Source organism: Georgenia thermotolerans, assembly GCF_009193185.1.
Lineage (GTDB): Bacteria > Actinomycetota > Actinomycetes > Actinomycetales > Actinomycetaceae > Georgenia > Georgenia thermotolerans.
Window position 1 is genome coordinate 38540 of record NZ_VUKF01000004.1, and the last position, 23188, is coordinate 61727.

Annotated in this window: 19 protein-coding genes; 9 read left to right on the forward strand and 10 right to left on the reverse strand. The window is 74.7% G+C overall.

Translation table 11 applies throughout. The features are described from left to right. The 3 genes from GD970_RS02810 to GD970_RS02820 are packed head-to-tail and all read right to left on the reverse strand — an operon-like array spanning window position 1 to window position 1948. Entirely contained in the window at window positions 1–333 is a 333-nt protein-coding gene (locus GD970_RS02810; RefSeq protein WP_152200512.1) for a small basic family protein, read from the reverse strand. Further along, entirely contained in the window at window positions 333–1337 is a 1005-nt protein-coding gene (locus GD970_RS02815) for a DUF881 domain-containing protein (RefSeq protein ID WP_170297243.1), read from the reverse strand. The genes GD970_RS02810 and GD970_RS02815 overlap by 1 nt, the downstream gene beginning before the upstream one ends. Next, complete coding sequence (locus GD970_RS02820; RefSeq protein ID WP_226925107.1) at window positions 1334–1948, reverse strand: CDP-alcohol phosphatidyltransferase family protein; 615 nt, start codon at window positions 1946–1948, stop codon at window positions 1334–1336. The genes GD970_RS02815 and GD970_RS02820 overlap by 4 nt, the downstream gene beginning before the upstream one ends. A 128-nt stretch (window positions 1949–2076) precedes the next feature. Between GD970_RS02820 and GD970_RS02825 the strand changes: the two genes are divergently transcribed. Then, window positions 2077–2676 carry a DUF4126 domain-containing protein gene (locus tag GD970_RS02825; protein ID WP_152200517.1) on the forward strand — a complete coding sequence of 200 codons (600 nt, stop codon included), beginning with the start codon at window positions 2077–2079 and terminating at the stop codon, window positions 2674–2676. Window positions 2677–2696: 20 nt separating this feature from the next. Then, window positions 2697–3686 carry an LLM class F420-dependent oxidoreductase gene (locus tag GD970_RS02830; RefSeq protein WP_152200738.1) on the forward strand — a complete coding sequence of 330 codons (990 nt, stop codon included), beginning with the start codon at window positions 2697–2699 and terminating at the stop codon, window positions 3684–3686. A gap of 209 nt (window positions 3687–3895) precedes the next feature. Here GD970_RS02830 and GD970_RS02835 read toward each other — a convergent pair whose 3' ends face one another. After that, window positions 3896–4651: a ribonuclease H family protein gene (locus tag GD970_RS02835; RefSeq protein ID WP_226925108.1), complete on the reverse strand. Its 756-nt coding sequence runs from the start codon at window positions 4649–4651 to the stop codon at window positions 3896–3898. Window positions 4652–4950: 299 nt separating this feature from the next. Between GD970_RS02835 and GD970_RS02840 the strand changes: the two genes are divergently transcribed. Then, the gene (locus GD970_RS02840) at window positions 4951–7026 is read left to right on the forward strand and encodes an elongation factor G (protein ID WP_152200519.1); all 2076 of its coding nucleotides are present in this window, start codon (window positions 4951–4953) and stop codon (window positions 7024–7026) included. A 9-nt stretch (window positions 7027–7035) separates the two neighbouring features. Here GD970_RS02840 and GD970_RS02845 read toward each other — a convergent pair whose 3' ends face one another. The 4 genes from GD970_RS02845 to pepN all read right to left on the reverse strand — a co-directional run bounded on the left by GD970_RS02845 (window position 7036) and on the right by pepN (window position 15855). Further along, the gene (locus GD970_RS02845) at window positions 7036–8199 is read right to left on the reverse strand and encodes a glucose-1-phosphate adenylyltransferase family protein (protein WP_152200522.1); all 1164 of its coding nucleotides are present in this window, start codon (window positions 8197–8199) and stop codon (window positions 7036–7038) included. A 235-nt stretch (window positions 8200–8434) separates the two neighbouring features. Continuing rightward, complete coding sequence (locus GD970_RS02850) at window positions 8435–9592, reverse strand: acyltransferase family protein (RefSeq protein ID WP_211489785.1); 1158 nt, start codon at window positions 9590–9592, stop codon at window positions 8435–8437. Between the two features lie 174 nt (window positions 9593–9766). Then, window positions 9767–12199: a bifunctional polysaccharide deacetylase/glycosyltransferase family 2 protein gene (locus tag GD970_RS02855; protein WP_226925109.1), complete on the reverse strand. Its 2433-nt coding sequence runs from the start codon at window positions 12197–12199 to the stop codon at window positions 9767–9769. 1016 nt (window positions 12200–13215) lie between these two features. Then, window positions 13216–15855: an aminopeptidase N gene (pepN, locus tag GD970_RS02860; protein WP_152200526.1), complete on the reverse strand. Its 2640-nt coding sequence runs from the start codon at window positions 15853–15855 to the stop codon at window positions 13216–13218. A gap of 161 nt (window positions 15856–16016) precedes the next feature. Between pepN and GD970_RS02865 the strand changes: the two genes are divergently transcribed. The 6 genes from GD970_RS02865 (at window position 16017) to GD970_RS02890 (ending at window position 21328) form a co-directional block, all read left to right on the forward strand. Continuing rightward, window positions 16017–16901: a universal stress protein gene (locus GD970_RS02865; RefSeq protein ID WP_152200529.1), complete on the forward strand. Its 885-nt coding sequence runs from the start codon at window positions 16017–16019 to the stop codon at window positions 16899–16901. 98 nt (window positions 16902–16999) lie between these two features. Then, entirely contained in the window at window positions 17000–17500 is a 501-nt protein-coding gene (locus GD970_RS02870) for a DUF6328 family protein (RefSeq protein WP_152200531.1), read from the forward strand. 3 nt (window positions 17501–17503) lie between these two features. Then, window positions 17504–17932 (forward strand): alternative ribosome rescue aminoacyl-tRNA hydrolase ArfB, encoded by a 429-nt coding sequence (gene arfB / locus GD970_RS02875; RefSeq protein ID WP_152200533.1) that lies wholly within the window; start codon window positions 17504–17506, stop codon window positions 17930–17932. A 12-nt stretch (window positions 17933–17944) separates the two neighbouring features. Beyond that, the gene (locus GD970_RS02880) at window positions 17945–18415 is read left to right on the forward strand and encodes a methyltransferase family protein (protein WP_152200536.1); all 471 of its coding nucleotides are present in this window, start codon (window positions 17945–17947) and stop codon (window positions 18413–18415) included. A 62-nt stretch (window positions 18416–18477) separates the two neighbouring features. Continuing rightward, window positions 18478–19392: a chitosanase gene (locus GD970_RS02885; RefSeq protein WP_152200539.1), complete on the forward strand. Its 915-nt coding sequence runs from the start codon at window positions 18478–18480 to the stop codon at window positions 19390–19392. A 70-nt stretch (window positions 19393–19462) separates the two neighbouring features. Continuing rightward, entirely contained in the window at window positions 19463–21328 is a 1866-nt protein-coding gene (locus GD970_RS02890; RefSeq protein ID WP_152200541.1) for an HNH endonuclease signature motif containing protein, read from the forward strand. A 31-nt stretch (window positions 21329–21359) separates the two neighbouring features. Here the strand turns inward: GD970_RS02890 and GD970_RS02895 are convergent, their stop codons facing one another. Next, window positions 21360–22283 (reverse strand): LLM class flavin-dependent oxidoreductase, encoded by a 924-nt coding sequence (locus tag GD970_RS02895; protein WP_152200543.1) that lies wholly within the window; start codon window positions 22281–22283, stop codon window positions 21360–21362. A 133-nt stretch (window positions 22284–22416) separates the two neighbouring features. After that, window positions 22417–23145, reverse strand: a complete 729-nt coding sequence (locus GD970_RS22000; protein ID WP_211489786.1) for a DUF5701 family protein — start codon at window positions 23143–23145, stop codon at window positions 22417–22419. Window positions 23146–23188: the final 43 nt, after the last annotated feature.

Here is a 23188-nt window from a genome sequence, read left to right on the forward strand (position 1 = left end):
TCACGCCCGGAAGATGTGCCGGCGGATGGAGGCGGCGTTGGAGAAGATCCGGATGCCGAGGACGACCACGACCGCCGTCGACAGCTGCGTGCCCACGCCCAGCTGGTCGCCGAGGAAGACGATGAACGCGGCGATGAGCACGTTGAAGACGAACGAGACGACGAAGACGCGGTCGTCGAAGACGCCGTCGAGGCGGGCGCGGACGGCGCCGAACAGCGCGTCGAGCGCGGCGATGAGGGCGATGGGCAGGTAGGGCTGCAGGCCCACGGGCACGGTCGGCTCGAGCAGGATCCCCGCAACGACTCCGATCACGAGACCGATGACGGCCAGCATCAGCTCACCTCTTCCTGCGGCGCCGGCCCGGTGCCGTGCTCGCCGTCGAACCCTGGCACACCGGGGCCCGCCGGTGCGACTTTCGCTCGGTCCTCGACCGGAACAGCGGCGTGGAGGGAGCGGGCCTGGCGGCCGGCGAGCTCGAGGTCCTTGGCCCGCCGGATCTCGACGCTGATGTCGTACGTCTCGCGCAGCACGCTCAGGTGCGTGGCCGCCGACGTGCGAGACAGCTTGGTCTGCAGGGCGTTGGGGTCGCCGATGACCTCGATGCGGTACGGCGACACGATCGGCTCGAGGTTGACCAGGACCGCCTGCCCCGCCATCCGGACGGCACTCGTCATGCCCAGCCGCTGGCCGTTGATGGCGATGGCCTCGGCGCCGGAGGCCCACAGCGCGTTGACGACCACCTGCAGGTCGATGTCCTTCACGCGCTGGTCGTCGCTGCCTGGCTCGTCCCGCTGCGCGGCGGCCGAGTCGGTGAGCTCGACGACGATGCCCTCCCCGTGCACCGGCGTCTGGCCCGAGACGATCCCCAGCTCCTCGGCATGCTCGAGCACGGCCTCGTCGACCCCGGCCAGCGCGTCGCGCTGGAGCCGTTCGACCTCGGCGAGCGCCCGGTCGTTCTCCGCGCTCAGCGCGTCGCCCTCCGCCCGGCGCTGCCCGATCTCCTCGACGAGCAGGCTGCGCGCGCTGTCGGTCTGGACCTGCGGCCGCAGCTCCCGGGCCGACCAGACCGCGCCCGCGCCGATGACGGCGCACGCCGCCACCACCGCGACGCGCCGCCACCCGCTCGACGGGGCACTCTGCTGGCTGCCCTTGGCCCTCTCCGCCCACTGGCGGTAGCCGGCGTCGAGGGGGTTGTCGAGCACCTCACGCAACAGGGACATGGACTCGTCGGGCCGGCGGGGGCGCGCGGCGGCGGGCGTCGGCGCGCCGATTCCCCGCGCGTCGTCCTGTGCGCTGGCGCCGCCGGGGGTGCGGGCGCCGTCGTTCGTCCGGGTCATCGGGCGGCTTCCTCCTGCCGGTCCGCCCGCACGATGCGCACCACCTGCTCGACGTACAGCACGGCGGCGAACCAGTACAGCCCGACCCCCCACAGGGCGCTGGCCCATCCGAACGTCCACGCCACCGTGCCGACGACGCCGGGGACGTTGGCGAGGAGGAGCAGCGGGAAGGCGTACATGAGCGCGAAGGTGCCCGCCTTGCCGGCCAGGTGCACCGGGAGGGGGCCGTAGCCGTGACGCACGAGGATCGGCAGGGTGCCGGCCAGCACGAGCTCGCGGGCGGCGATGACGACGACGAGCCACCACGGGACGAGGTCCCGCCAGCCCAGCCCGACCAGGGTGACGAAGATGTACAGCCGGTCGGCGGCGGGGTCGAGCAGCTGGCCCAGCCGGCTGGTCTGGTGGAAGCGGCGGGCGATGACGCCGTCGAGCCAGTCGCTGGCGCCGGCGACGACGAGCACGATGAGCGCCGCGAGGTCGCGCTCGGTGAAGATCAGGACGCCGAACACGGGCACGAGCAGCAGGCGGGTGCCGGAGATCACGTTAGGCAGGGTCCAGATCCGCCCCGAGGGCGCCGTCGGCGCGGTGGGGTCCTCTGCCTGCGTGCTCACCGCCCCAGGGTACGCAGGCCCCGCCCGCCCTGAGTGCAGCGTCCGGGCGCGACATGCGCCACGCCGTCCTGCCGGCGGCCCGGAGCGGCCACGACGCCCCGCCACATCGCACGTGCCACTCTTGGGTCGTGCTCGAGCTGCTCACCGGGTCCGGCCTGGCGATGGCCGCCGGTCTCAACGCCTACGTGCCCCTCCTGGCCCTGGGGCTGCTCTCCCGGTTCACCGGGCTGCTCGCCCTGCCCGAGGGGTGGCAGTGGCTGCAGAGCGACGTCGCCCTCGTCGTGCTCGGCGTCCTCCTCCTCGTGGAGGTCGTCGCGGACAAGGTCCCGGCGGTCGACAGCGTCAACGACGTCCTGCAGACGGTGGTGCGCCCGGCCTCCGGCGGGCTGGTGCTGGCGGCCGGCTCGGCCTCCCAGACGCTGACCGTCACCGACCCCGCGGCGATGGAGGGGTGGCGCTGGGTGCCGGTCGTGCTCGGGGTGCTGCTCGCGCTGGTCACCCACGGCACGAAGGCGCTGGCGCGCCCGGCGGTGAACGCCACCACCGCCGGCGCCGGGGCGCCGGTGGTCTCGACGCTCGAGGACGTCTCCGCCGTGGCCCTCGTCCTCGTCTCGGTGCTGCTGCCGGTCGCCGTCGCCGTGCTGGCCGTGGCCGTCCTGGCGCTCCTCGTGCTGGCCGTGCGACGTGGGCTGACGCGCCGGCGAGAGCGGCTCGCGGCGGCGCCATAGGGTTGCGACCCATGACACAGATGCGTTTCGGACTCTTCCTTCCCCAAGGGTGGCGGCTCGACCTCGTCGGCATCGACGACTCCCAGCACTGGCCCACCATGCGCTCTCTCGCCCGGCGGGCCGACGCCGGGGACCTGTGGGAGTCGGTGTGGGTCTACGACCACTTCCACACCACGCCGGTGGCGACCGAGGAGGCCACCCACGAGGCGTGGTCGCTCATGGCGGCGCTGGGCGCCAGCACCGACCGGGTGCGGCTGGGCCAGATGTGCACGTGCATGAGCTACCGCAACCCCATGTACCTCGCGAAGGTCGCCGCCACGGTGGACCACATCAGCGGCGGCCGGCTGGAGATGGGCATCGGCGCGGGCTGGTACGAGCACGAGTGGCGCGCCTACGGCTACGGCTTCCCCCGGGCCGGGGAGCGGCTGGCGCGGCTGCGCGAGGGGCTGGAGATCTTCGAGCAGGCCTGGCGCGAGGGCGAGGCCACCTTCCACGGCGAGCACTACGACGTCGACGGCGCCATCTGCCGGCCGCTGCCCCTCCAGCCCGGCGGGGTGCCCATCTGGGTGGCCGGCGGCGGGGAGAAGGTCACGCTGCGGATCGCCGCCAAGCACGCCCGGTACACCAACTTCGACGGCACCCTCGAGGGCTTCATCCGCAAGAGCGAGATCCTGCGCCAGCACTGCGCGGAGGTCGGCACCGACTTCGACCAGATCACCCGCTCGGCCAACTACAACGTCACCATCGGCCGGGACGAGGCGGAGGTCGCCGACCGGCTCGAGCGCCTCCGCGCCCGGCTCAGCGCCTTCATGGGCGAGGACGACGTCGAGCGGCAGATCCGCGGCTTCAAGGACCTGCCCGCCTACGGCACGCCCGAGCAGATCGTCGAGAAGCTCACGGCCCTCCGGGAGGCGGGCATGACGTACGGGATCTTCTACTTCCCCGACGCCGCCTACGACACGGAGAGCATCGAGCTGTTCGAGCGCGAGGTCATCCCCGCGCTGATGTGAGCCGGTGTGCGCGCTCGTCGCGGCCGCGGGCCTGCCCGCCACCTCCGCGGAGCGCCGACACGCGGGGTCGCGGTGAACTCGTACTCCCGGAAGTACGAGTTCACCGCCCGAGCACGAGTCCACCGCCGGAGCACGTGCTCCGGCGGTGGACTCACGTGCCGCCGCGCTAGCGGTCCGGGGGCTGGTGCCGCCGCGGCAGGCACACGGTGTCAGCGCACCGGCGCCTGCGTGGCCGCCTTGGCCGCGGCCACCGCGAGGGCGTCGGCGCGCTCGTTGTGCTCGTCGCCGGCGTGGCCGCGCACCCACTCGAAGTCGGTGCGGCCGGTGCGGGCCTCCAGCTCGGCGTCGATGGCCTGCACGAGCTCGAGGTTCTCGGGCACCTTGCCGTCGCCCTTGCGCCAGCCCCGGCTCTTCCAGCCCTTCGCCCACTTGGTGGCGATGTTGATGACGTACTGGGAGTCGGCCCGCACGAGCAGGTCGACCGCGGGGCCGGCGTGACGCAGCGCCTCGAGCAGGGCGAGCAGCTCGCCGATGTTGTTCGTCCCGTGCGCGAGCCCGCCCGACCCGGTCTCCCCCGTGGTCTGGTCCACCCACGCCCAGCCCGTCGGGCCGGGGTTGCCCAGCGCGGACCCGTCGGTGGCCACCACCTTGCCGTACCCGTCGGTCGGCCGCGGCGCGGGGGCGGCGGCCTTGGCGCGCGCACGCCGCGCCGGCGCGGCCGGCACCTCCTGCCGGCTGAGCCCCCGCCCCTCCAGCAGCGCGGCCACCCGCTCGGTGTGCCAGACGTAGAAGACGGTGCCGTCGCGGAGCTTGGCGTCCTTGGCGATGCCGTCGGCGACGGCGCGGTCGGTGGCGCTCGACCCGTCCTTGAGGCCCAGGGCGGTCAGGTGCGTGCCGACCTGCCGCGCGGTCAGGGCGAACATCGCGCCGAGCTCCGTCTGGGTCGACCAGGTCTTTCCTGCCACCGTCTTCCTCCTGTTCGTGGGCCGCGTCCGACACCCGGTCGCGTCGGGCCCGGACTACCTTCCTACGCCGCGCGGGGCGCGCCGGGCGCGGACACGCCCATCGCCGTCGTGCGCTGGCCCACACGCCGGAGCACGCGCCGCCGTCGTGGCTTCCCGAGGCACCGTCGTCGTGTTGCGCGGCAGCGCCGTCATCCTCGCTCGCCGACCCGCTCCCCGGGCGGCCCCCACCGAATTAGGATCGGTCGGAGAGCCGGGCCCGCCGCCCCGGGACCCGGACCGCGCTCGTTCGGGAGTGAGCCATGGGCAACGTCGCCACCACCGCCGTCCGCAACGTCGTGCTGCTCGGCCACGCCGGCAGCGGCAAGACCTCGCTGGCGGAGGTGCTCCTGCACAGAGCGGGCGCGACCAGCCGGCTGGGCCGGGTCGACGAGGGCACCTCCGTGCTCGACGTCGACCCCGAGTCGATCAAGCGACGCACCACCCTCACCCTCGCCGTCGCGGCCCTCGACTGGACCTCCCCGGGCGGGGAGCGGTTCAAGGTCAACCTCCTCGACACGCCCGGGCACGACGACTTCGGCCAGGTCGTCGACGCCGCCCTGTCGGTGGCCGATCTCGCGGTCGTCGTCGTCAGCGCCGTCGACGGCGTCCAGGCCGGGACCGAGCGGGCGTGGGCGCGCTGCGAGGAGCTCGGCCTGCCGCGCCTGCTCTTCGTCAGCAAGGAGGACAAGGCCGGCGCCGACTTCGAGGGCACGCTCGCCCAGCTGCGCGACGCCTTCGGGGCGGCGGTGCTCCCCCTCGAGCTGCCCGTCGGGAGCCAGCAGAGCTTTCACGGCGTGACGGACGTGCTCTTCGACCGCGCCCGGGAGTACGACGGCGAGGGCCGCGGCACCGACGTGGACGTGCCCGCCGACCAGCTCGACGAGGAGCGGCGCCGCCACGACGAGCTCGTCGAGGAGGTGGTCAGCGGCGACGACGAGCAGCTCGAGCGCTACCTCGCCGGCGAGGCCATCTCCGCCGAGGACGTCGAGCGGACCCTCGCCACCGAGGTGGCCGCCGCCATGGTGTTCCCGGTGCTGCTCGGGTCCGCGGCGAGCGGGGTCGGCGTCGACCGCCTCGCCGACTTCGTCTGCGAGCTCGGCCCGTCCCCCGCCCAGCGGCCCGCGCACGTGCTCGTCGACGGCGCCGACACCGAGGTGCCCGCCGACCCGGCCGGCGAGCCGCTCGTGCAGGTCTTCCGCACCGTGGCCGACCAGTTCGTCGGCCAGGTCTCGCTGCTCAAGGTCCTCTCCGGCACCCTGCAGGGCGACGAGCACCTGACGAACACCAGCACCGGGACCGACGAGCGGTTGCACGGGCTGTTCTTCCTGCGCGGCAAGGAGCACCTGCCGGCCGAGGAGGTGGTCGCCGGCGACCTCGCCGGCGTCGCCAAGCTGTCCGGCTCCCCCACCCGGTCCCTGCTGGCCCTGCCCGGGCGGCCGGTGGCCCTGGCCGCGCTGCCCGCCCCGGCCGCCGGGTTCACCCGGGCGGTGCGGCCGGTGACCCAGTCCGACGACGACAAGCTGCCCGAGGCGCTGCGCAAGCTGTGCGCCGAGGACCCGGGGCTCGTCGTCGTCCAGGACGAAGAGGCCGGGCAGGTGCTCGTCACCGCCGTGGGCGACACCCACCTGGCGGTGGCGCTGGAACGTCTCGAGCGCAAGTTCGGCGTCCGGGTCGAGACCGAGGACGTGCGGGTGCCCTACCGGGAGACGATCGCCCGGCCGGTGGAGGTCGAGGGCAAGGTCAAGAAGCAGTCGGGCGGGCACGGGCAGTTCGCCGTGGTCCAGCTCAAGGTGAGCCCCGCCCCGCGCGGGGCCGGGCTGGAGTTCGTCGACTCCATCGTCGGCGGCGCCATCCCCCGCCACTACCTGCCCGCTGTGGAGCGGGGCATCGAGGATGCGATGGCGCAGGGCGGCCCGCTGGGGCACCGCGTCACCGACCTGGTGGTGGAGTGCGTGGACGGCAAGTACCACTCGGTCGACTCCTCGGACATGGCCTTCCGCACCGCGGCCGCCCTCGGCCTGTCCCAGGCGCTCGCGCAGGCGGGGACGGTGGCGCTGGAGCCGGTGTGGTCGGTGAGCGTGACCGTGCCGAGCGGCAGCCAGGGCGACGTGCTGGCCGACCTGGCCACGCGCCGCGGTCGCGTCGTCGACACCGGCGGCGGGATCAACGGCGACGAGGTCATCGAGGCGCTCGTGCCGATGGCCGAGCTGCGCCGCTACGCCGTCGACCTGCGGGCGATCACCGCCGGGCGCGGGCGCTACCGCGCCGTGCCGGACCGCTACGAGCCGGTGCCGGAGAACCTCGCCGCCGCCACCAAGGCGGGCGCCGCGCGCTGAGCGGGGGCGTTACGCCCCTTCCGGGTAACGCCCGCCGGCGGGCACCCGCTTGCGCGGGTGGACGACGGCGTGCGCGCCCACCAGGGCGACGTCGTCGTCCGCCGCCTCGCCGCCCACCTCGGCGCGGCCGCGCACCCGGGCGCCCTCGTCGACGACGGCGCGGCTCACCCGCGCCGCCGGGCCCACCCGGACGTCGTCGAGCAGGACCGCGTCCTCCACCACCGCGCCGGGGGCGATGTGCACGCCGGGGCCCAGCACGCTGCGCCGCACCGTGCCCTGGACGACGACGCCGGGGGCCAGCACGACCGACTCCAGTTCCGCCCCCGGCTGCACCCGCACCGCCGCCTGGCGCAGGTCGCAGGTGGAGATGGGCCAGGAGGGGTCGTCCAGGCCGAAGGGCGGCTTGACGAGCAGGTCCAGGTGCGCCCGCCAGTACGCCTCCACGGTGGCGATCGGCTGCCAGGAGGCGGTATGCCGGTACTCCCCCACGACGCCGCGGCGCACCATCGCGGGCAGCAGGTGCTCGCCGACGTCGCCCAGGCCGCGGGTGCCGCGGTCGTGGCGGGCCTGCTCCAGGCCGGCGAGGAGCGCGCGGGGGTCGAAGGCGAGGACGCCGGTGGTGACGAGCTCGCCGGCCGGCTCGGCCGGGCGGTAGGCGTAGTCGGTGACGACGCCGTCGCGGGCGGTGACGACGCCCAGGCGCGAGCGGTCGCCGTCGTAGCGGGTGGTCACGAGGGTGAGCTCGGCGCCGGAGCCCACGTGGTGGGCGACGACGTCGGCGTAGTCCATCCGGCAGACCGCGTCCGCGCCGGCGACGAGCACCACCTCCGGCAGCGCGGCCTCGATCGCCTCCGCGACCCGCCACAGCGCGTCGGCGCTGCCCGCGCGGCGCCCGCCCGGCTGGGGCGTCAGCACCCGCAGCCCTCCGCGCGTGCGGTCGAGGTCCCAGGGCCGCCCGCCGCCCAGGTGCTGCGCGAGCGACCCGGGGTGGTGCTGCGCGAGCACCCAGACGTCCGACAGGCCGCTGTTGCGGGCGTTCGACAGGGGGAAGTCGATGAGGCGGTGGCTGCCGGCGAAGCGTAGCGCCGGGACGGCCCGGGCCTCCGTCAGCGTCTCCAGGCCGGGACCGGCACCACCGGCGAGCACGATGAGCAGCGTCCGGGTCGCGGCCAATGGAACCTCCGTCGCGGGTGGGCTCGCCGGCGGGGGCGAGCGGGTCGGCACCCAGGCTAAGCGACCGGACGGCGTCCCTCCGCCACGAGCGGGAGGGCCGCGGTGCGAGCGCCGCGAGCGCCGCCGTCCCGGTCCCCGGAGCGATGAGCCAGGAGACCGCGAGCGCCGAGCCCGGACGCCGCGAGCGCGGCCAGGATCGACGCGCGCCCGGGTCAGGATGCGGCGCGGGGCGTGGTCAGGGCCACAGTCGCGGTCGGCGCCGCGCGGCGAGGTCCTCGACCCATCCGAACAGGACGATCGCGGCCGCGATGAGCACCCAGGCCACGAGGAACAACACCCCCTGGTTGCCCAGCGGCACGTGGTCGGCCACGAGGGGGACGTCCCACAGGTCGTCGAGGACGAGGACGCCGAGCATGAGCGCCACCTCGTGCCACAGGTAGACCGTCACGGCGCGGGAGTTGAGCACCGTCACCGCCCGGTCCAGCGGGCGCACGCGGGCGAGCCAGCCGACCGTCGGGCGGAAGCGGAGCAGCGCCAGCACGAAGCCGGCCGACCACAGGGCCTGCCCCAGCGGGATCTCGTTGAGGTCGTACCCGACGGCCGGGTCGGGATGGGTGAAGGCCCACCAGGCGCCGATCGCCATGAGCACCACGGCGACGCCGATGATCGGCAGGCCCCGCACGGCGTCGAGGACGCCGTCCCGGTGGGCGAAACCGAGGAGCCAGCACGTGAGGAAGGTCGCCAGCTCGACGGCGACCGCCGCGACGGGGTTGTCCGGCTGCCAGGCGGTCAGCACCACCACCGGCGCGAGGGAGAGCGCCAGCGTCGGGAGGGGGTAGCGCCGGAAGACCCGCAGCAGCAGCGGCGAGAGCAGCACGAACCACAGGTAGGCCCGGATGTACCACAGCGGCTCGACGAGCTGCTCGCCCCAGGCGTTGCGCGGCAGGTCGCCCACCGGCATGACCCAGAAGGAGAGCTGAGCCCACCACGCGGCGGCGCCGGAGGACGGCGGCCCGAAGCCGTGCACCAGCATCGCCGGCACGATGCACAGCCCGAAGAACCAGAACGGCGGCAGCAGCCGGCGCAGGCGCCCGCGCACCACCGAGACCGCCGGGCGGTCGAGGGAGCGGGCCATGAGCGAGCCCGCCATCATGAACATCACCCCGAGCGCGGGGAAGGCCAGGCTCAGCCAGGCGAGGTCGAAGGTGTGGTAGGTCACCACGCGGAAGAGGGCGAAGGCACGCAGCAGGTCGAGGTACCGGTCCCGCGGTGGCCGCGGCGCGCGGGATGCGGCGTCCGGCCCCGCACGACCGGGGGCCGTCGGCGCGGCGGCGAGCGTCGCCCCGGGCCTGCCGTGAGCGACCTCGGCCGGTACCTGGTTCTCGCCGGTCACCGGGTTCCTCGCCGGGCGGCCGCGCCCGAACCCGCACTCACCATCTGGTCCTCCCTCGACGTGGGACCGCTGCCGTCGGTTCGCCCCGCCCATTGTGCGCGCGCAGCGCCGGTCGTGAACGGGAACGGGGCGGCGGCACCGGGTGCCGGGGGTCCCTGGGGCGCCGTCACCAGGTCAGGCACCCGCGACCCCCTGCCGCGCCGGCGCGAGGGCGAGGGACGGGAGGTTGACGGTGTTCATCCGCTCGGGCTTGTACCAGCCCATCACCCGCCCCTTGAGCGCCCGGACGAGCGAGGCGTACAGCAGGTAGAAGCGCAGCGGCTCGTAGATCAGGCGGTAGATCGGCACGATCGCCAGGTGCCAGGTCTTCTCGCGCACCAGCGCCAGCGCGACGATCGAGATCAGCAGGTGCATGCCCGTGACGAACGCCGCGAAGGCGGCGATGCTCTGCCAGTTGCCGCTGGAGATGCTCAGCGCGGCCACGAGGATGGTGAACGGCCCGAACAGCAGCGGGATGAGCACCGACAGCAGCGTGTACGGCATCGTCACCATGCCGAGCACGCCGTAGCGGGGGCGCAGGAGCATGCTGCGGTGCTTGGTGAGCGTCTGGATGTTCCCGTACGTCCAGCGCAGTCGCTGACGCGCCAGGCTGCGCACGGTGTGTGGCGCCTCGGTCCACGCGACGGCCGCGTTCTCCTGCATCACCTGGTAGCCGAGCTGATGGATGGACAGGGTGAGGTCGGCGTCCTCGGCCATGGTGTCGTGCGAGTACCCGCCCGCGCGCAGGACCGCGTCGCGGCGCCACCCGGCGCACGCCCCGGGCACGATGGAGATCGCGCCGACCAGTCCCTCGGCCATCCGGGTCACGCAGATGCCCGAGATGTACTCCAGGCTCTGCCACGCGGTGAGCAGGTTGCGCCGGTTGCCGACCTTGACGTGCCCGGCCACGGCGCCCACCCGAGCGCCGTCGGGGCCGAGGAAGTGCCGGGCGAGCATGCGGATGGTGCCGGGCTCGAAGAGCGTGTCGCCGTCGAGCGTGACGACGACCTCGCCCCGGGCGAGCGCGAAGCCATGGTTGCTCGCCGCGGACTTGCCGGCGTTGGGCTGGTCGACCACGCGCAGCTGCGGCCAGTCGCTCGCCGCCTCACGCAGCACCTGGAGCGTGTTGTCGGTCGAGCCGTCGTTGACGACGATGACCTCGAAGGCGGGGTAGTCGCTCGCCCGCAGGGCCGCGAGGGTCTTCGCCACCACCGGCTCCTCGTTGAAGACCGGCAGGACGACGCTGACGAACGGCCACGGCCCGTCCGGGGCGACGGCGCCCCGGCGGCGCTGCCGGCGGTGGTTGAGCAGCGCCAGGACCACGTAGAGCAGTGACATCACGGTCAGCGAGACGATGCCGAACCAGAACAGCCACCCGACCAGGTAGCCCGGGGCGACCCACACCGCGGTCAGCGCCGCGAGGGTGGCCCGGTCGGCGACCGTCGGGCGGACGTCGTGCGCCGGGACGTACTCCGGCGGGAGGATCGGTGCCATGGTCGCGAAGGTGTAGCCCTGGGCCTTCGCCTCGTCGATGAACTTCTGGAGCATCTGCAGGGTCCCGGCCCGGTCGCCGCCGGCGTCGTGCATGAGGACGACGTGGCCCTCGCCGTCGAGCTCGGGCACGGGGATCTCCTCGCCGGGTCCGTAGTCCCAGTCGAGGGTGTCCAGGTCGTAGTTGACGTGGACGTACCCGAGCTGCTGGGCCTGCAGCACCGCCGTGGCGTTGGCGTAGGGGTCCCCACGCGGGATGCGGAAGAGCGGGGAGCCGTACCCGGCGGTGGCGCGCAGCGTCCGGTCCGTCCCGACCAGCTCCTCGCGGTCGCGCACGTCGGAGTTCTTCGAGAAGTCGATGTGGCGCATGGTGTGGTTGCCCACCATGTGCCCCTCGCGCACGATCCGGCGCAGGATCTCCTGGTTCTTGACCACGTTCTGCCCGAGCACGAAGAAGGTGGCCGGCACGCCCTCGTGTGAGAGCAGGTTGAGCACCTCGGGGGTGTAGGTGGCGTCCGGGCCGTCGTCGAAGGTGAGCATGAGCTGGTGGTCGGGCACCTTGCCGAACTCGTCGATGACGAACTCGTTGTCGCCGACCTCGGCGATCTCGTCGTCGTCGAGCTCGCGGAGCACCTCGCCGCTGAACGGGTCCTTGAGGACGACGGGGTCCGCGCTGGTGTCCACCGCGGCGACCCGGTTGAAGGCGTCCCCGCCGTCGGCGCTGAGGACCGGCAGCTCGTCGAGCTTGCCCTCCGCCTCGAGCTGGCGCGGGTACCCGGGGCCCTTGTTCTCACTCGGCCACCAGGTCGGCGCGAAGGCCCCCGGCGCCGTCCAGGCCGTCAGCCCGGCCAGCAGCACGGTGACGATGCCCACCGACGCCCGCACCCGCTGCCAGCGGTGCCCACTGGCGTCGAAGAAGATGGGCCGGGACGACGGCGGCCCGGCCTGCCCGGCCTGCCCGGCGGCGTGCCGGGGGGCGCGGCGACCGCGCCGGGACGACGGCGGGTCCGCCTCCCCGGGCATGCGGTGCGCGGGGGCGCCGTCCGTGGGCGGCCGGGAAACGGGGGCGTCCTGCACCGGCGGCTGTCCGCCGGCGCTCCTCGAGTCGTCGTGAGTCCGGACCCCCGGCCCCGGGAGGTCCGGTTCGATGTGGTTGACGTCGCCGACCTCGTCGGTCGGGACGCCGGCACCAGGAGCCTCCGGGACGGGGGCGACCGCGTCGCCCCTGCGTCCCCTGACCAGTCTCCCGAGTGTTTGCGCAACGCTCATCACGGATGCCCTCTCCGGCGAGCGGCGGTCCGTCCGCCACACCTGTAGGCGAACGTAAGGAGCGGTTCCCGGGACCCACATCGGTGCCGACTCCCAGCCCTGCCTGGCGGGGGACGGGAGGCGCACGGCGGTTCGGTGGGGTGGGTCACGCGCCCCGAGGCGCGCCAACGTTCGGGGGTGAGGGTGGAGGGTGGGGCCGGGTGAAGGGGGGCTGGCGGGAGGACGACCGCCGGGCCGGGGCCGCGTGCTGTGGGAAAGCGCGGCCTGGCGCAGACCCGCCGCGGCCCTGCCGGCGCCCGGCGCGCCGGGACGGCCGGGGCGACCGCGGGCGGTGCCTGGTGGAGACCCCGGCCGTGAGGGCGACGTCGGCGCAGGTCGTGCGCGCAGGGAGCACGGCGCCCGCCCGCGCCCCGGGGCAGGTGCGGCGGACGCGCGCCGACGGCCGGCACGGCGGGCCCCGGGCCGGGCCACCCCGCCTGATGCCGGGGTTTTCCGCGTTCCGGGAGGGGATCCGCCGCGCCGAGCGCCGAGAAACGGCCCGCCCGCCGCAGACGTTCACCCCGCGGCACGGGACCGACGGCGGTCGGCGCACCGGCTTCCCGCACGCCGCCCCGGGGCCCCGCGCCGACCGACGTCGCCGCCCGGCGCGCTGTCGCACGACGCCGAACCCCTACTGCCCCCACCGGTGCCGTCCGGCCGAAACCAGCGTCGGCGCGCGAGGCTGTCAGCGCGCTGTCAGGAATGCCCGAACTGTCAGCCTGCTGTCAGGATCCGGTCGGCCGCCTGACGTGCTAGGCCCGGCGGCGACTCCCGGCGAACCGGTGTCAGTGGAACGCGCGCGTCCCGGCGAGCTGGGCCCGGAGGGACCGCAGCAGGTGGTCGCGTGCCTCGACGACGAGGCGGCGCAACGCCGCCGGCGCGTCCTCGTTCGCCTCCAGCCACGCGGTGGTGCGCCGGACCACCGGGTGCTCCTCGGGCGCCACGCCGTCGGCGGCGTCCTGGTGGTGCGGGTACAGCCCGCGCACCAGGCGCCCGGCGATCTCGATGGAGTGCTCGGCCCAGATGCGGCGCAGCGCCGCGAAGTAGGGCTCGGCGTACGACGCGGTCAGGTCCCGGTGCGCGGGCTGGACGAAGCCGGCGATGGTGGCGTCGACGTGGTCGTTCGTCAGCCCGCCCGGGCGCAGCAGGGTGTCCCAGTCGGCGGACTTGACCGCCGGGGTGGGCAGGCTGCTGGCCGCGGCGAGGTGCTGCGTCACGCCGTCGGCCGTGGGGTCGCGCTCGAGCTCGGCGTCCAGCTCCGCGCGGCTCGCCGACCCGGTGGCCGCGAGCGCCCGCCACAACGCCCAGCGCAGCTCGGGGCCGAGGGGCAGACCGTCGAGGCGTTCCGACCCGTCGAGCAGCCCGCGGGCCCGGTCGGCGACCGCGGGCTCGGTGGCGGCCGCGGCCGCGAAGGCGCGGGCCCAGACCAGCTGCGCGTCCGAGCCGGGCTCGGTCCCGGTGAGCCGCTGCCAGGCGCCCTCCGCCAGCTCGGCGCGCCGTGCGCCGCGCTCGGTGGCCGGGGCGTAGTCCTCGACGGCGGTCCGCGCGTTCGCGAGCAGCCCGGTGAGCACAGCGCTGTCGGTCTCCGCCGGGCCGTGGCGCAGCACCAGGTCGACGTACTCCGCGGCCGGCAGCAATGCGTCGCGGGTGGCGTTCCACAGCGCCGACCACACCAGCGAGCGGGCGAGGCTGTCGCGCAGGGCGCCCAGGTGCTCCCGCACCGTCTCCAGCCCGCCCGCGTCGAGGCGGACCTTGGCGTAGGTGAGGTCGTCGTCGTTGACGAGCACGAGGTCGGGGGCGGGCAGCCCGGCGGCCGCGGTGAGCCCGGTGGCGGCGTGGGCGACGTCGGCCTCGAGGCGGTGCGTGCGCACCAGGGCGGGCCCCTCGCCGTCGTCCTGGAGGTGGTAGAGGCCGACGGCGAGACGGTGCGGGCGCAGCACCTGCTCCCCGGTGACCGGGTCCGCGCCGTCCTGGGTGACGACGAGCTCGACCACCTCCCCGTCCTGCACGCTGCACCGCGCGGCGAGGGTGGCGGTGCCCGCCGTCTGCAGCCACAGCCGGGCCCACGTCGTCAGGTCGCGCCCGGAGGTGGCCTCCAGCGCGGCGAGCAGGTCGGTCAGGGTGGTCGAGCCGTAGGCGTGCTCGGCGAAGTAGGCCCGGGCGCCGGCGAAGAAGGCCTCGGTGCCCACGTAGGCGACCAGCTGCTTGAGCACCGAGGCGCCCTTGGCGTACGTGATCCCGTCGAAGTTCTGCTTGGCGGCCTCGAGGTCGGGGATGTCGGCCACGATCGGGTGCGTGGTGGGCAGCTGGTCCTGGGTGTAGGCCCAGGCCTTGCGGCGGTTGGCGAAGGCGGTCCACGCGTCGGTGAACTCGGTGGCGGCGACGGAGGCGTGGGCGCCCATGTAGTCGGCGAAGGACTCCTTCAGCCACAGGTCGTCCCACCAGCGGGGGGTGACGAGGTCGCCGAACCACATGTGCGCCATCTCGTGGAGAATCGTGTTGGCGCGCGCCTGGTACTGGGCGCGGGTGGCCGCGGAGCGGAAGACGTAGCTCTCCGTGAACGTCACGCAGCCGGGGTTCTCCATCGCGCCGAGGTTGTACTCGGGCACGAACACCTGGTCGTACTTGCCCCAGGGGTAGGGGAAGGCGAACTCGCGGTGGAAGAAGTCCAGCCCCTGCGCGGTCACCTCGAGGAGCCGCTCGGCGTCGAGGTGCTCGGCCAGGGAGGCGCGGCACCACACCCGCAGCGGCACGGTGAGCGTCTCGCCGTCGGGCAGCGGGGCCGCCCACTCCCCCGCCGCCTGGTGGTAGGGACCGGCGACGACGGCGGTGAGGTAGGTGGACATCCGCTCGGTGGGCGCGAACCGCCAGCGGCGCACCGCCGGGCCCTGCACGGCGACGTCGGCCACCTGCTCGGGCGCCCGGTTCGACAGCACCTCCCAGCCGGCGGGCGCGAGCACCTCGAAGACGAAGCTCGCCTTGAGGTCGGGCTGCTCGAAGGTGGCGAAGACGCGGCGGGCGTCCGCCGGCTCGTACTGGGTGTAGAGGTAGGTCTGCCCGTCCACGGGGTCGACGAAGCGGTGCAGCCCCTCGCCCGTGCGCGAGTAGTGGCCCGCCCCCTCGATGATGACGACGTTCTCGGAGCCGTCGGTGCGCAGCCCCTCGAGCCGCACCCGGGCGCCGTCGTAGACGCTGGCGGCGTCGACCGGGCGGTCGTTGACGACGACGGCGCTCACCTCGCCGAGGAAGTCGAGGAACGTGGTCGGGGTGGTGGCGGTGAACCGCACCCGGGTGGTGGAGGGGAACGTCGCGCGCGCGGGGTCGGTGGCGCCGGTGAGGTCCAGCCGGACGCGGTACTCGCTCAGCTGCAGGTGGGCCGAGCGCTCGCGCGCCTCGGTGCGGGTCAGGTTCGCCGTCGTGCTCACCCGGGCACTCAACCACCTGCCGGCCCCGGCCCACCAGCCAGGCCCGGGGCGTGGCGCGGCGTGACGCCGAAGTCGGTGCGCCCACGGCGGGACGGTGCCACGCTGGGGCCACGGACGCGTGGCGACATGGGCTCCGACGTCCGGCACCGAGGAGGTGGGGCATGGCCCCGACGGTTCCCGACGGCGCGGTGGTCGTCGGCGTGGACGGCACCGGCAAGGCGGAGCGGGCGCTGGTGTGGGCGGGCAACGAGGCGGCCCGACGGGGCGCGCCGGTGCACATCCTGTACGCCTTCCCGTGGATCACCTCGGCGCGCGCCTACGAGCTCATGCCGGCCGGCGACGTCGTCGAGGCCGGGGAGAAGATCACCGGCGTGGCGCGGAAGGTGGTGCTCGACGCGCACCCCGACCTGGCGGTGACGACGGAGGTGCTGCTCGAGGAGCCCGCGGTCGCGCTGGTCGACGCGTCCGAGTCGGCGTCCGTGGTGGTGATGGGGGCGCGTGGGCTCGGCCCCATCGCCAGCCGGCTCCTGGGGTCGGTGTCCCAGAAGGTCGCGGCGCACGCGCACGGGCCGGTGGTCATCGTCCGGGAGGGGGCGCAGAAGCTCGACGGCCCGGTGGTCGCCGGCGTCGACCCCGAGCAGGACTTCCCCGAGGTGCTCGAGTTCGCCTTCTCCCAGGCCGCCGCCCGCGGGGTGGGCGTCCGGCTCGTGCACGCGTGGGCGCGCGAGCCGATACAGCCGGAGTTCGCCGACCCCCGCGTCCAGGAGGTGTTCGACCGGGAGGCCGAGCGGGTGAGGCAGCTGGTCGTGGCGCTCGGTGACGAGTGGGCCACGCGGCACCCGGGCGTGCCGGTGGAGGTGCACACCGCGAGCGGGCGACCCGCCGAGGTCCTCGCCGCCGAGGCGCCCACGGCGAGCCTGCTCGTGGTCGGCGCTCGCGGGCGGCGCGGGCTGGCGGGCGTGCGGCTCGGCTCGGTCGCGCGCGGTGTGCTGCACGAGGCGCCGGTGGTCGCCGTCGTCCGGCCGCGAGGCCGCGGGCGCGGCTGAGGGACCTTCGGCGTGCCATGCCGCCAGCACCGGTGTCGCCCGTTCCGGCCCCCTATCCTGACTGCACCGGCGGGAGCGGACGGGACCTGGGAGGCGATGTGACGGCGGCGCAGCAGAGTCCGGGCGCATCGACGAAGGGTCGCAACGAGACCCCGGAGGAACGCTCCGACCGGAACTGGAACGAGCTGCTCCAGGAGCTGCGCGTGACGCAGACCGGCGCGCAGATCCTCACCGGCTTCCTCCTGACGCTGCCGTTCCAGCAGAGCTTCTCGCAGCTCGACGGCACCCAGCTGACCATCTACCTGGTGCTCGTCATCCTCGCGGCGGCCACCACGATCCTCGTCGTCAGCCCGGTGAGCGCCCACCGCCTGCTCTTCCAGCGCCGGCTCAAGCCCGAGCTCGTCCGGGCCGGGCACCGCGCGGCGCTCGGCGGGCTCGTGTGCCTCGCCCTGGTCGTGACCGGCACGGTCCTGCTCATCTTCGACGTCGTCCTCAGCCGCGAGGCCGCGCTCATCGCCGCCGGCGCGATGCTGGTGCTCATCGCCGTCGGCTGGGCCGTGGTGCCCCTGGTGGCCGGCCGGCGCCGCGGGCAGGACTGAGCGGTGACCGACCGGCGGCTGCGGGTCACCGGCTCCGTCACCCTCGACCCGCGCGAGCTGCGCTGGCGCTTCTCCCGCGCCGGCGGCCCGGGCGGGCAGGGCGTGAACACCACCGACTCGCGGGTCGAGCTGAGCCTGGACCTCGCGACGACGACGGCGCTGAGCCCCGAGCAGCGGGAACGCGCGCTGCACGCCCTGGCCGGCCGCCTCACCGATGGCGTGCTCACCGTGGTCGCGGCCGAGCAGCGGTCCCAGCTGCAGAACCGGCGCGCCGCCGTCGACCGTCTCGTCGAGCTGTTGCGCGAGGCGCTCGCCCCGCCGCCGCGGCCGCGGCGGGCCACGCGCCCCTCGCGCTCGGCGGTGCGGCGGCGGGCGGAGGCCAAGCAGCGGCGCAGCCAGGTCAAGCAGCTCCGCCGTCGCCCGCTGGACTGAAAGGCACCGGTCATGGACCGCTCCGACGCCCTCGTCGCCGCCCAGGTGGTCGCCCTCGGGGGCGCGGCGTGGCCGGGACGGCCGCGGTGGTCCCTGCCGCCGGCGCTCACGGCGACGGCAGGGTTGCTCGTGCTGGGCGGGGGCGGCCTCGCCGTCGCCGGTGCCCTGCCCCACGGCCGGCACCTCAGCCCGCGCGTCGCCCCGCCGCCGACCGCCGAGCTGGTGACCACCGGCGCCTACGCCCTCACCCGCAACCCGATCTACACCGGCCTGACGGCGGCCACCCTCGGGTTCGCCGTGCTGCGCCGTCGGGCCGCCCCGCTGCTGTGGGCGGCGATCCTCGCCGGGGTGCTGACGCGCAAGGCACGGCTCGAGGAGGCGGCGCTGGAGCAGCGCTTCGGCGCCCGGTACCGCGCCTACGCGGCGGGCACACCGCGCCTGCTGCCGAGGCTGCGCCGTCGAACCTGGACGGAACCTGTGTGACTCCGTCCGCTGCGCGAGCAGGTCACGTGCCGCATGATGAGGGGACACGCGAAGGAGCCAACATGGATCGCGCACCGCGGTTGTCGCAGCACGACCGGCCGGCGCGCGTCCTCCTCGTCGTCGTCATCGCGGCCGTGCTCGTGGTGGTCGGCGGCGTGGCGCTCCTGCTGGGGCACCGGGCCGCCCGGGAGGCAGGGGCACCGACGGCGACGTCGCCCGGTGGGTCGAGCGCGTCCGTCGACCCGCGCGACCCGTCCCTGTCGCTGACGGTGGACGCCGCCCGCAAGGAACGCGCCGCCCAGATCACCTCCACCTTCGAGAACTCCACCCTGGACCTGCAGTACGGCTTCGCCGAGGACATCGGCGACGGCCGCGGCATCACCGCCGGACGCGCCGGGTTCACGTCCGGCACCGGCGACCTCCTGCTCATGGTGCGGCGGTACACCGAGCTCGAGCCCGGCAACGTGCTCGCCAAGTACATCCCGGCGCTGGAGAAGGTCGACGGATCCGACTCCACGGCGGGCCTGGACGGCTTCACCGCCGCCTGGGCGCAGGCCGCGAAGGATCCGGCCCAGCGCAGGCTGCAGGACGACGTCGTCGACGAGCTCTACTTCCGGCCGGCGATGCGCATGGCCGAGGAGCTGGGGATCCGCACCCCGCTCGGGCAGGCGATCTTGTGGGACACGATGATCCAGCACGGCTCCGGCGGTCGGAACGGCACGGAGGCGATCATCCAGGACACGCTCGACGAGGTCGGGCCGGTCGACGGCGACGAGGCAGCCTGGCTCGACGCCTTCCTCGACGCGCGCCTCCACCACCTTGATCGCGCCTACCGGGACGCCGAGAACGACGCCGACGCCTCCTCCCAGTCGCGCATCGACGCGCTCCGCTCGCTGGTGGACTCCGGCAACCTCGCCATGAACCTGCCCATGGAGTGGGAGGTCTACGGCACCACGTTCCGGCTGCCGGAGGACTGAGCCGCCCGAGGCTGAGCCACCTCGCCCGCGCGGACCGGGCGATGTCAGTGGTCGCCGATAGCGTCCTTCCATGGTCGATGACGACGCATTCGCCGAGGGTGGGCCGGGCGTGCCGGTGCCCTCGGTGTCGGTCGTCGAGGCCGAGGGGCGTGTGGGCTTCCGTGTCTCGGTGCCGCTGGACGCCTGGGGCACGGTGGCCGCTGAGGTCGCGCTGGAGATGGCGAAGCTCGAGGGCTCGGTCCCCTGGTTCGACCAGTACGCCCAGGCGGCCCGGGCCAGCTACGCCGACGAGCCGGGACGGTCGGTCGAGGAGCTCCTCGACGCCTCGCGCGCCGGCGCGGGCCCCGGTCCCCACGACTGCGACGTCGAACGGTACGGGGTCTCGCGATACGGGCTGACGTCCCCGGCGGCCAGCTTCCTGGAGCGGCAGGCCCCCTCCCCCGCCCTGGCGCGCCGCCTGGCGGGCACCGCCCTGGACCGCGCGGACGACGCCACCATCGTCGAGACCATCGCCGGGTGGGAACGCCTGGCCTCCTGGGCTCTGTCGCAGCAGGCCCGTGCGGTGATGGAGCTGGCCAACCGGCGTGGGAGCTCCACGGCCGGGGCGACCTCGACCGCGGCGGAGATCGCCGCCCGCCTCGGCCTCACCCAGTACGCCGGAGAGATGAAGCTCAACTTCGCCTTCGGCCTGGACAACTTCCCAGAGATCGCCGACGCCCTGACCGCCGGGCGGATCGACCGGCGCAAGGCGGAGATCCTCATGACCCTGGAGCCGGGCCTCACCATGCCGGAGCAGCGCCGAGTCGTGGCCGACCTGCTCACGCCCCAACCGCAAGCCGCACCCGATCCCGCGGCGACGGACGGTGGAACACCTGCCATCGAGGCGGGCTCAGGCATGGACGCCGTCCCGGATGACGCCGCTGCAGGTGCGGACGCTGCCCCGGATGACGCCGCCGCGGGCGCGGACGCCGGCCCGACGCCCGACCAGCATCCCGGCGGGGCCGACGTGTCGGACACCGTTTCGGTCAAGCTGCCCCTGGTGGAGGACCTCACCGGCACGCAGCTGCGGGCTCACCTGCGCGCGGCGGCGGTCACCGCGGGCGCCGACGCCGGCCGCAAGCGCCGGGAGAAGGCCTTCGCCGACCGCCATGTCCTCGTCGAGCCCGCCGGCGACGCGATGGCGTGGGTCTCCGCCCTGATCCGCGCCGACGACGCCGAGGCCACCCGGGTGTGCCTGGACGCCCTCGCGGCCGCGGCCAAGGGCCCCACCGGCGTCGACCGCCGGAACATCGACCAGCGCCGCGCCGACGTCTTCACCGACGTGTTCACCACCATCCTGCGTCGCGGGGTCGACCTGACCGGCGCCGAGCTGCCGACCTTCCACGGGAACAAGCCCCACATCCAGGTGACCATCCCCGCCGGCACGCTCCTCGGCCTGTCCGACGCCCCGGCGGAGCTCGGTGGCTACGGCCCCATCCCGGCGGAGCTGGCCCGTGAGATCGCCGCCGACGGCACGTGGCGCGGGCTGTTCACCGACGCGACGGGCTGCTTCAATGCGCTCGGCACCACCCGCTACCGGCCGGGGGCCGACCTGTCACGTCAGGTGATCGCCCGCGACGTCACGTGCACGTTCCCCGGCTGCCGCCAGCCGGCCTGGAAGGCCGACCTCGACCACATCGCCTCCTACGACCCCGCGGTCGCGGAGCTGCTCGAGCAGACGACCAGGATCCGCCTCCAGGCCCTGTGTCGACGCCACCACAACCTCAAGACGACGAAGTTCTGGTCGGCGACCCGCGACGAGACGACCGGCGCGATCCACTGGACCGCGCCCAGCGGCCACACCTACACCCGGGCGCCGCCCACGCCGGTGGGTGCGGTGAACCCCGCTGGTCCGGTCCCCAGAGACGATCCGGACGACGATCCCCCGCCGTTCTGATCCCCCGCCGTCCTGAGCACGAAGCAGCGGCTCAGCCGATCTGGGCCAGCCGCGGCAGCAGCGGCGTCATCGCCTCCATGGCGTCGGCACGCACGACGTACCGGGTGATGCCCCAGCGGCGGCGATGCGCGGTGACGGCGTCCACGATCTCGTCCGCGGTGCCCACCAGCACGTAGGGGACGGTGAGCAGCTCACTCACGCTCACGCCGGCGTGAGCGGCCATCTCCGCGACCGCCCCCTCGGCGTCATCGGTCACGGTCACCTGCTGCACGAGTGCCTCGAGCACCGGGGGCTCGGAGCGCCCCGCCGCTCCCTCGGCGGCAAGTGCGACCTGCTGGTCCACGACGTCGGGGGTCCACCGGACCTCGTGCATGTGGCCGTCCGGCAGCGTGCGTCCCAGCCCGCTGAGCCCGACCACGTCCGCGTGCTTCCCGGCGAACCTCAGCAGGCGCGAGTTCGACGTGCCGATCGTGAGCGGGATGCGGTCCTGCACCGGCCGGGGCGCGTCCAGCCGGGCCCCGTGAAGGGCCAGCTGCGGGGAGTCGACGGTGACCTCCTCGCCGGCCAGCAGGTCCTGCACCGCGCGGACGACGGCCATGGCACGCTCCACGCGCGCCGCGACCCCGGGGCGCTCGCGGCCCACGGCCCGCCACTCGGCCGGCGTGTGCCCTGCGCCGAGCCCGAGGCGGGCCCGACCACCCGAGACGACGTCGAGGGTGGCCACGTCGGTGGCGATGTGGAGCGGCTCGCGCACCCCGCCGTTGGTGACGTAGGAACCGAGCCCGATGCGCGACGTCACCGCCCCCGCCGCCGCCAGCGCGACAAAGGGCGCCGGGACGGACCCCGGGTGGTCCGCCGTCGACAGGGCGTCGAAACCACGGGACTCGACCTCGCGGGCCAGCTCGAGCCAGGAGGCGGCATCCTTCGGGAGCGCCTGGACGGTGATCGTGACCATGGGGACAGCGTCGCGGAGTGCGCGCGGCCGCGCCGCCTCTTCCGCCCAAGGCGGACGGAGGGGCGTCAGGGCGCAGGGATGGGCGTCGCAGTGCCCTTCTCCCGGCCCTTGTGAACGGGCGCGGGCGGCGTCGTCAGCCCCCGGCGCCCGCCCGGACGAGCGCGGAGGCGGTGCCGAGCCAGGTGTGCGGATTCCGGTCCCAGCACCAGCCCAGCTTCGGGCGGCGCTGGCTGATCCAGATGGCGGGCACCCGCTGGTTGGTGCCGGTCCGCGAGCCGGCGAGCGAGAAGCACCGGTTGGGCCGCAGCATGTCCGGCCGGGTGATCACCAGCGCCAGCCCCTCGGCGATGGTCAGCGGCGTGCGACCGCGGCCGGCGAGGTCCGCCAAGGCGTCCTCCGGCGTGACGTTGACGTAGCGCGCCCCGACCTCGACGCCGCCGAGGAGGTAGGCGAACCCCGGCGGCACCGTGACGGCGTCGAGGGGACGGTAGGTGCGGGCCTCGTCCTCGTCGATCACGCTCACCCCGGGCCGGGTGCCGCGCCGCATCGCCGGCACGAGGTCGTTGACCCGCAGCGCGTCCGACGCGAGCACGAGGACGAAGGGGACGTGGTCGTCCGCGGGCACGTCCCCCGGGCGGGCAAGGTCGAGGTCCGGCAGCCGGGTCGCGAGCGGTGCGAGCACCTCCCGGAACGCGCTCTCCTCCGTCCCGAGGAGCTCGGGCAGCCCCATGTCCACGTAGACCTGCACCTGACGCCGCAGCTCGTCGTGGGCGGCCGCCCCGGGGTCGAACGCGGCGGTCGCCGGCGAGCTCGGGGCGAGCGTGGGCAGGGTGTCGGCGGTCTCGACGGTGACGAGCGGCAACGGTTTCTCCTCTCGGCGATGGCGGGCCGGGCCCCGCCCGAAC

Coding starts and splice junctions, on each gene's coding strand:
- GD970_RS02810 (WP_152200512.1), bottom strand. CDS start 333: ATGCTGGCCGTCATCGGTCTCGTGATCGGAGTCGTTGCGGGGATCCTG.
- GD970_RS02815 (WP_170297243.1), bottom strand. CDS start 1,337: ATGACCCGGACGAACGACGGCGCCCGCACCCCCGGCGGCGCCAGCGCA.
- GD970_RS02830 (WP_152200738.1), top strand. CDS start 2,697: ATGCGTTTCGGACTCTTCCTTCCCCAAGGGTGGCGGCTCGACCTCGTC.
- GD970_RS02840 (WP_152200519.1), top strand. CDS start 4,951: ATGGGCAACGTCGCCACCACCGCCGTCCGCAACGTCGTGCTGCTCGGC.
- GD970_RS02865 (WP_152200529.1), top strand. CDS start 16,017: ATGGCCCCGACGGTTCCCGACGGCGCGGTGGTCGTCGGCGTGGACGGC.
- GD970_RS02880 (WP_152200536.1), top strand. CDS start 17,945: ATGGACCGCTCCGACGCCCTCGTCGCCGCCCAGGTGGTCGCCCTCGGG.
- GD970_RS02885 (WP_152200539.1), top strand. CDS start 18,478: ATGGATCGCGCACCGCGGTTGTCGCAGCACGACCGGCCGGCGCGCGTC.
- GD970_RS02890 (WP_152200541.1), top strand. CDS start 19,463: ATGGTCGATGACGACGCATTCGCCGAGGGTGGGCCGGGCGTGCCGGTG.
- GD970_RS02895 (WP_152200543.1), bottom strand. CDS start 22,283: ATGGTCACGATCACCGTCCAGGCGCTCCCGAAGGATGCCGCCTCCTGG.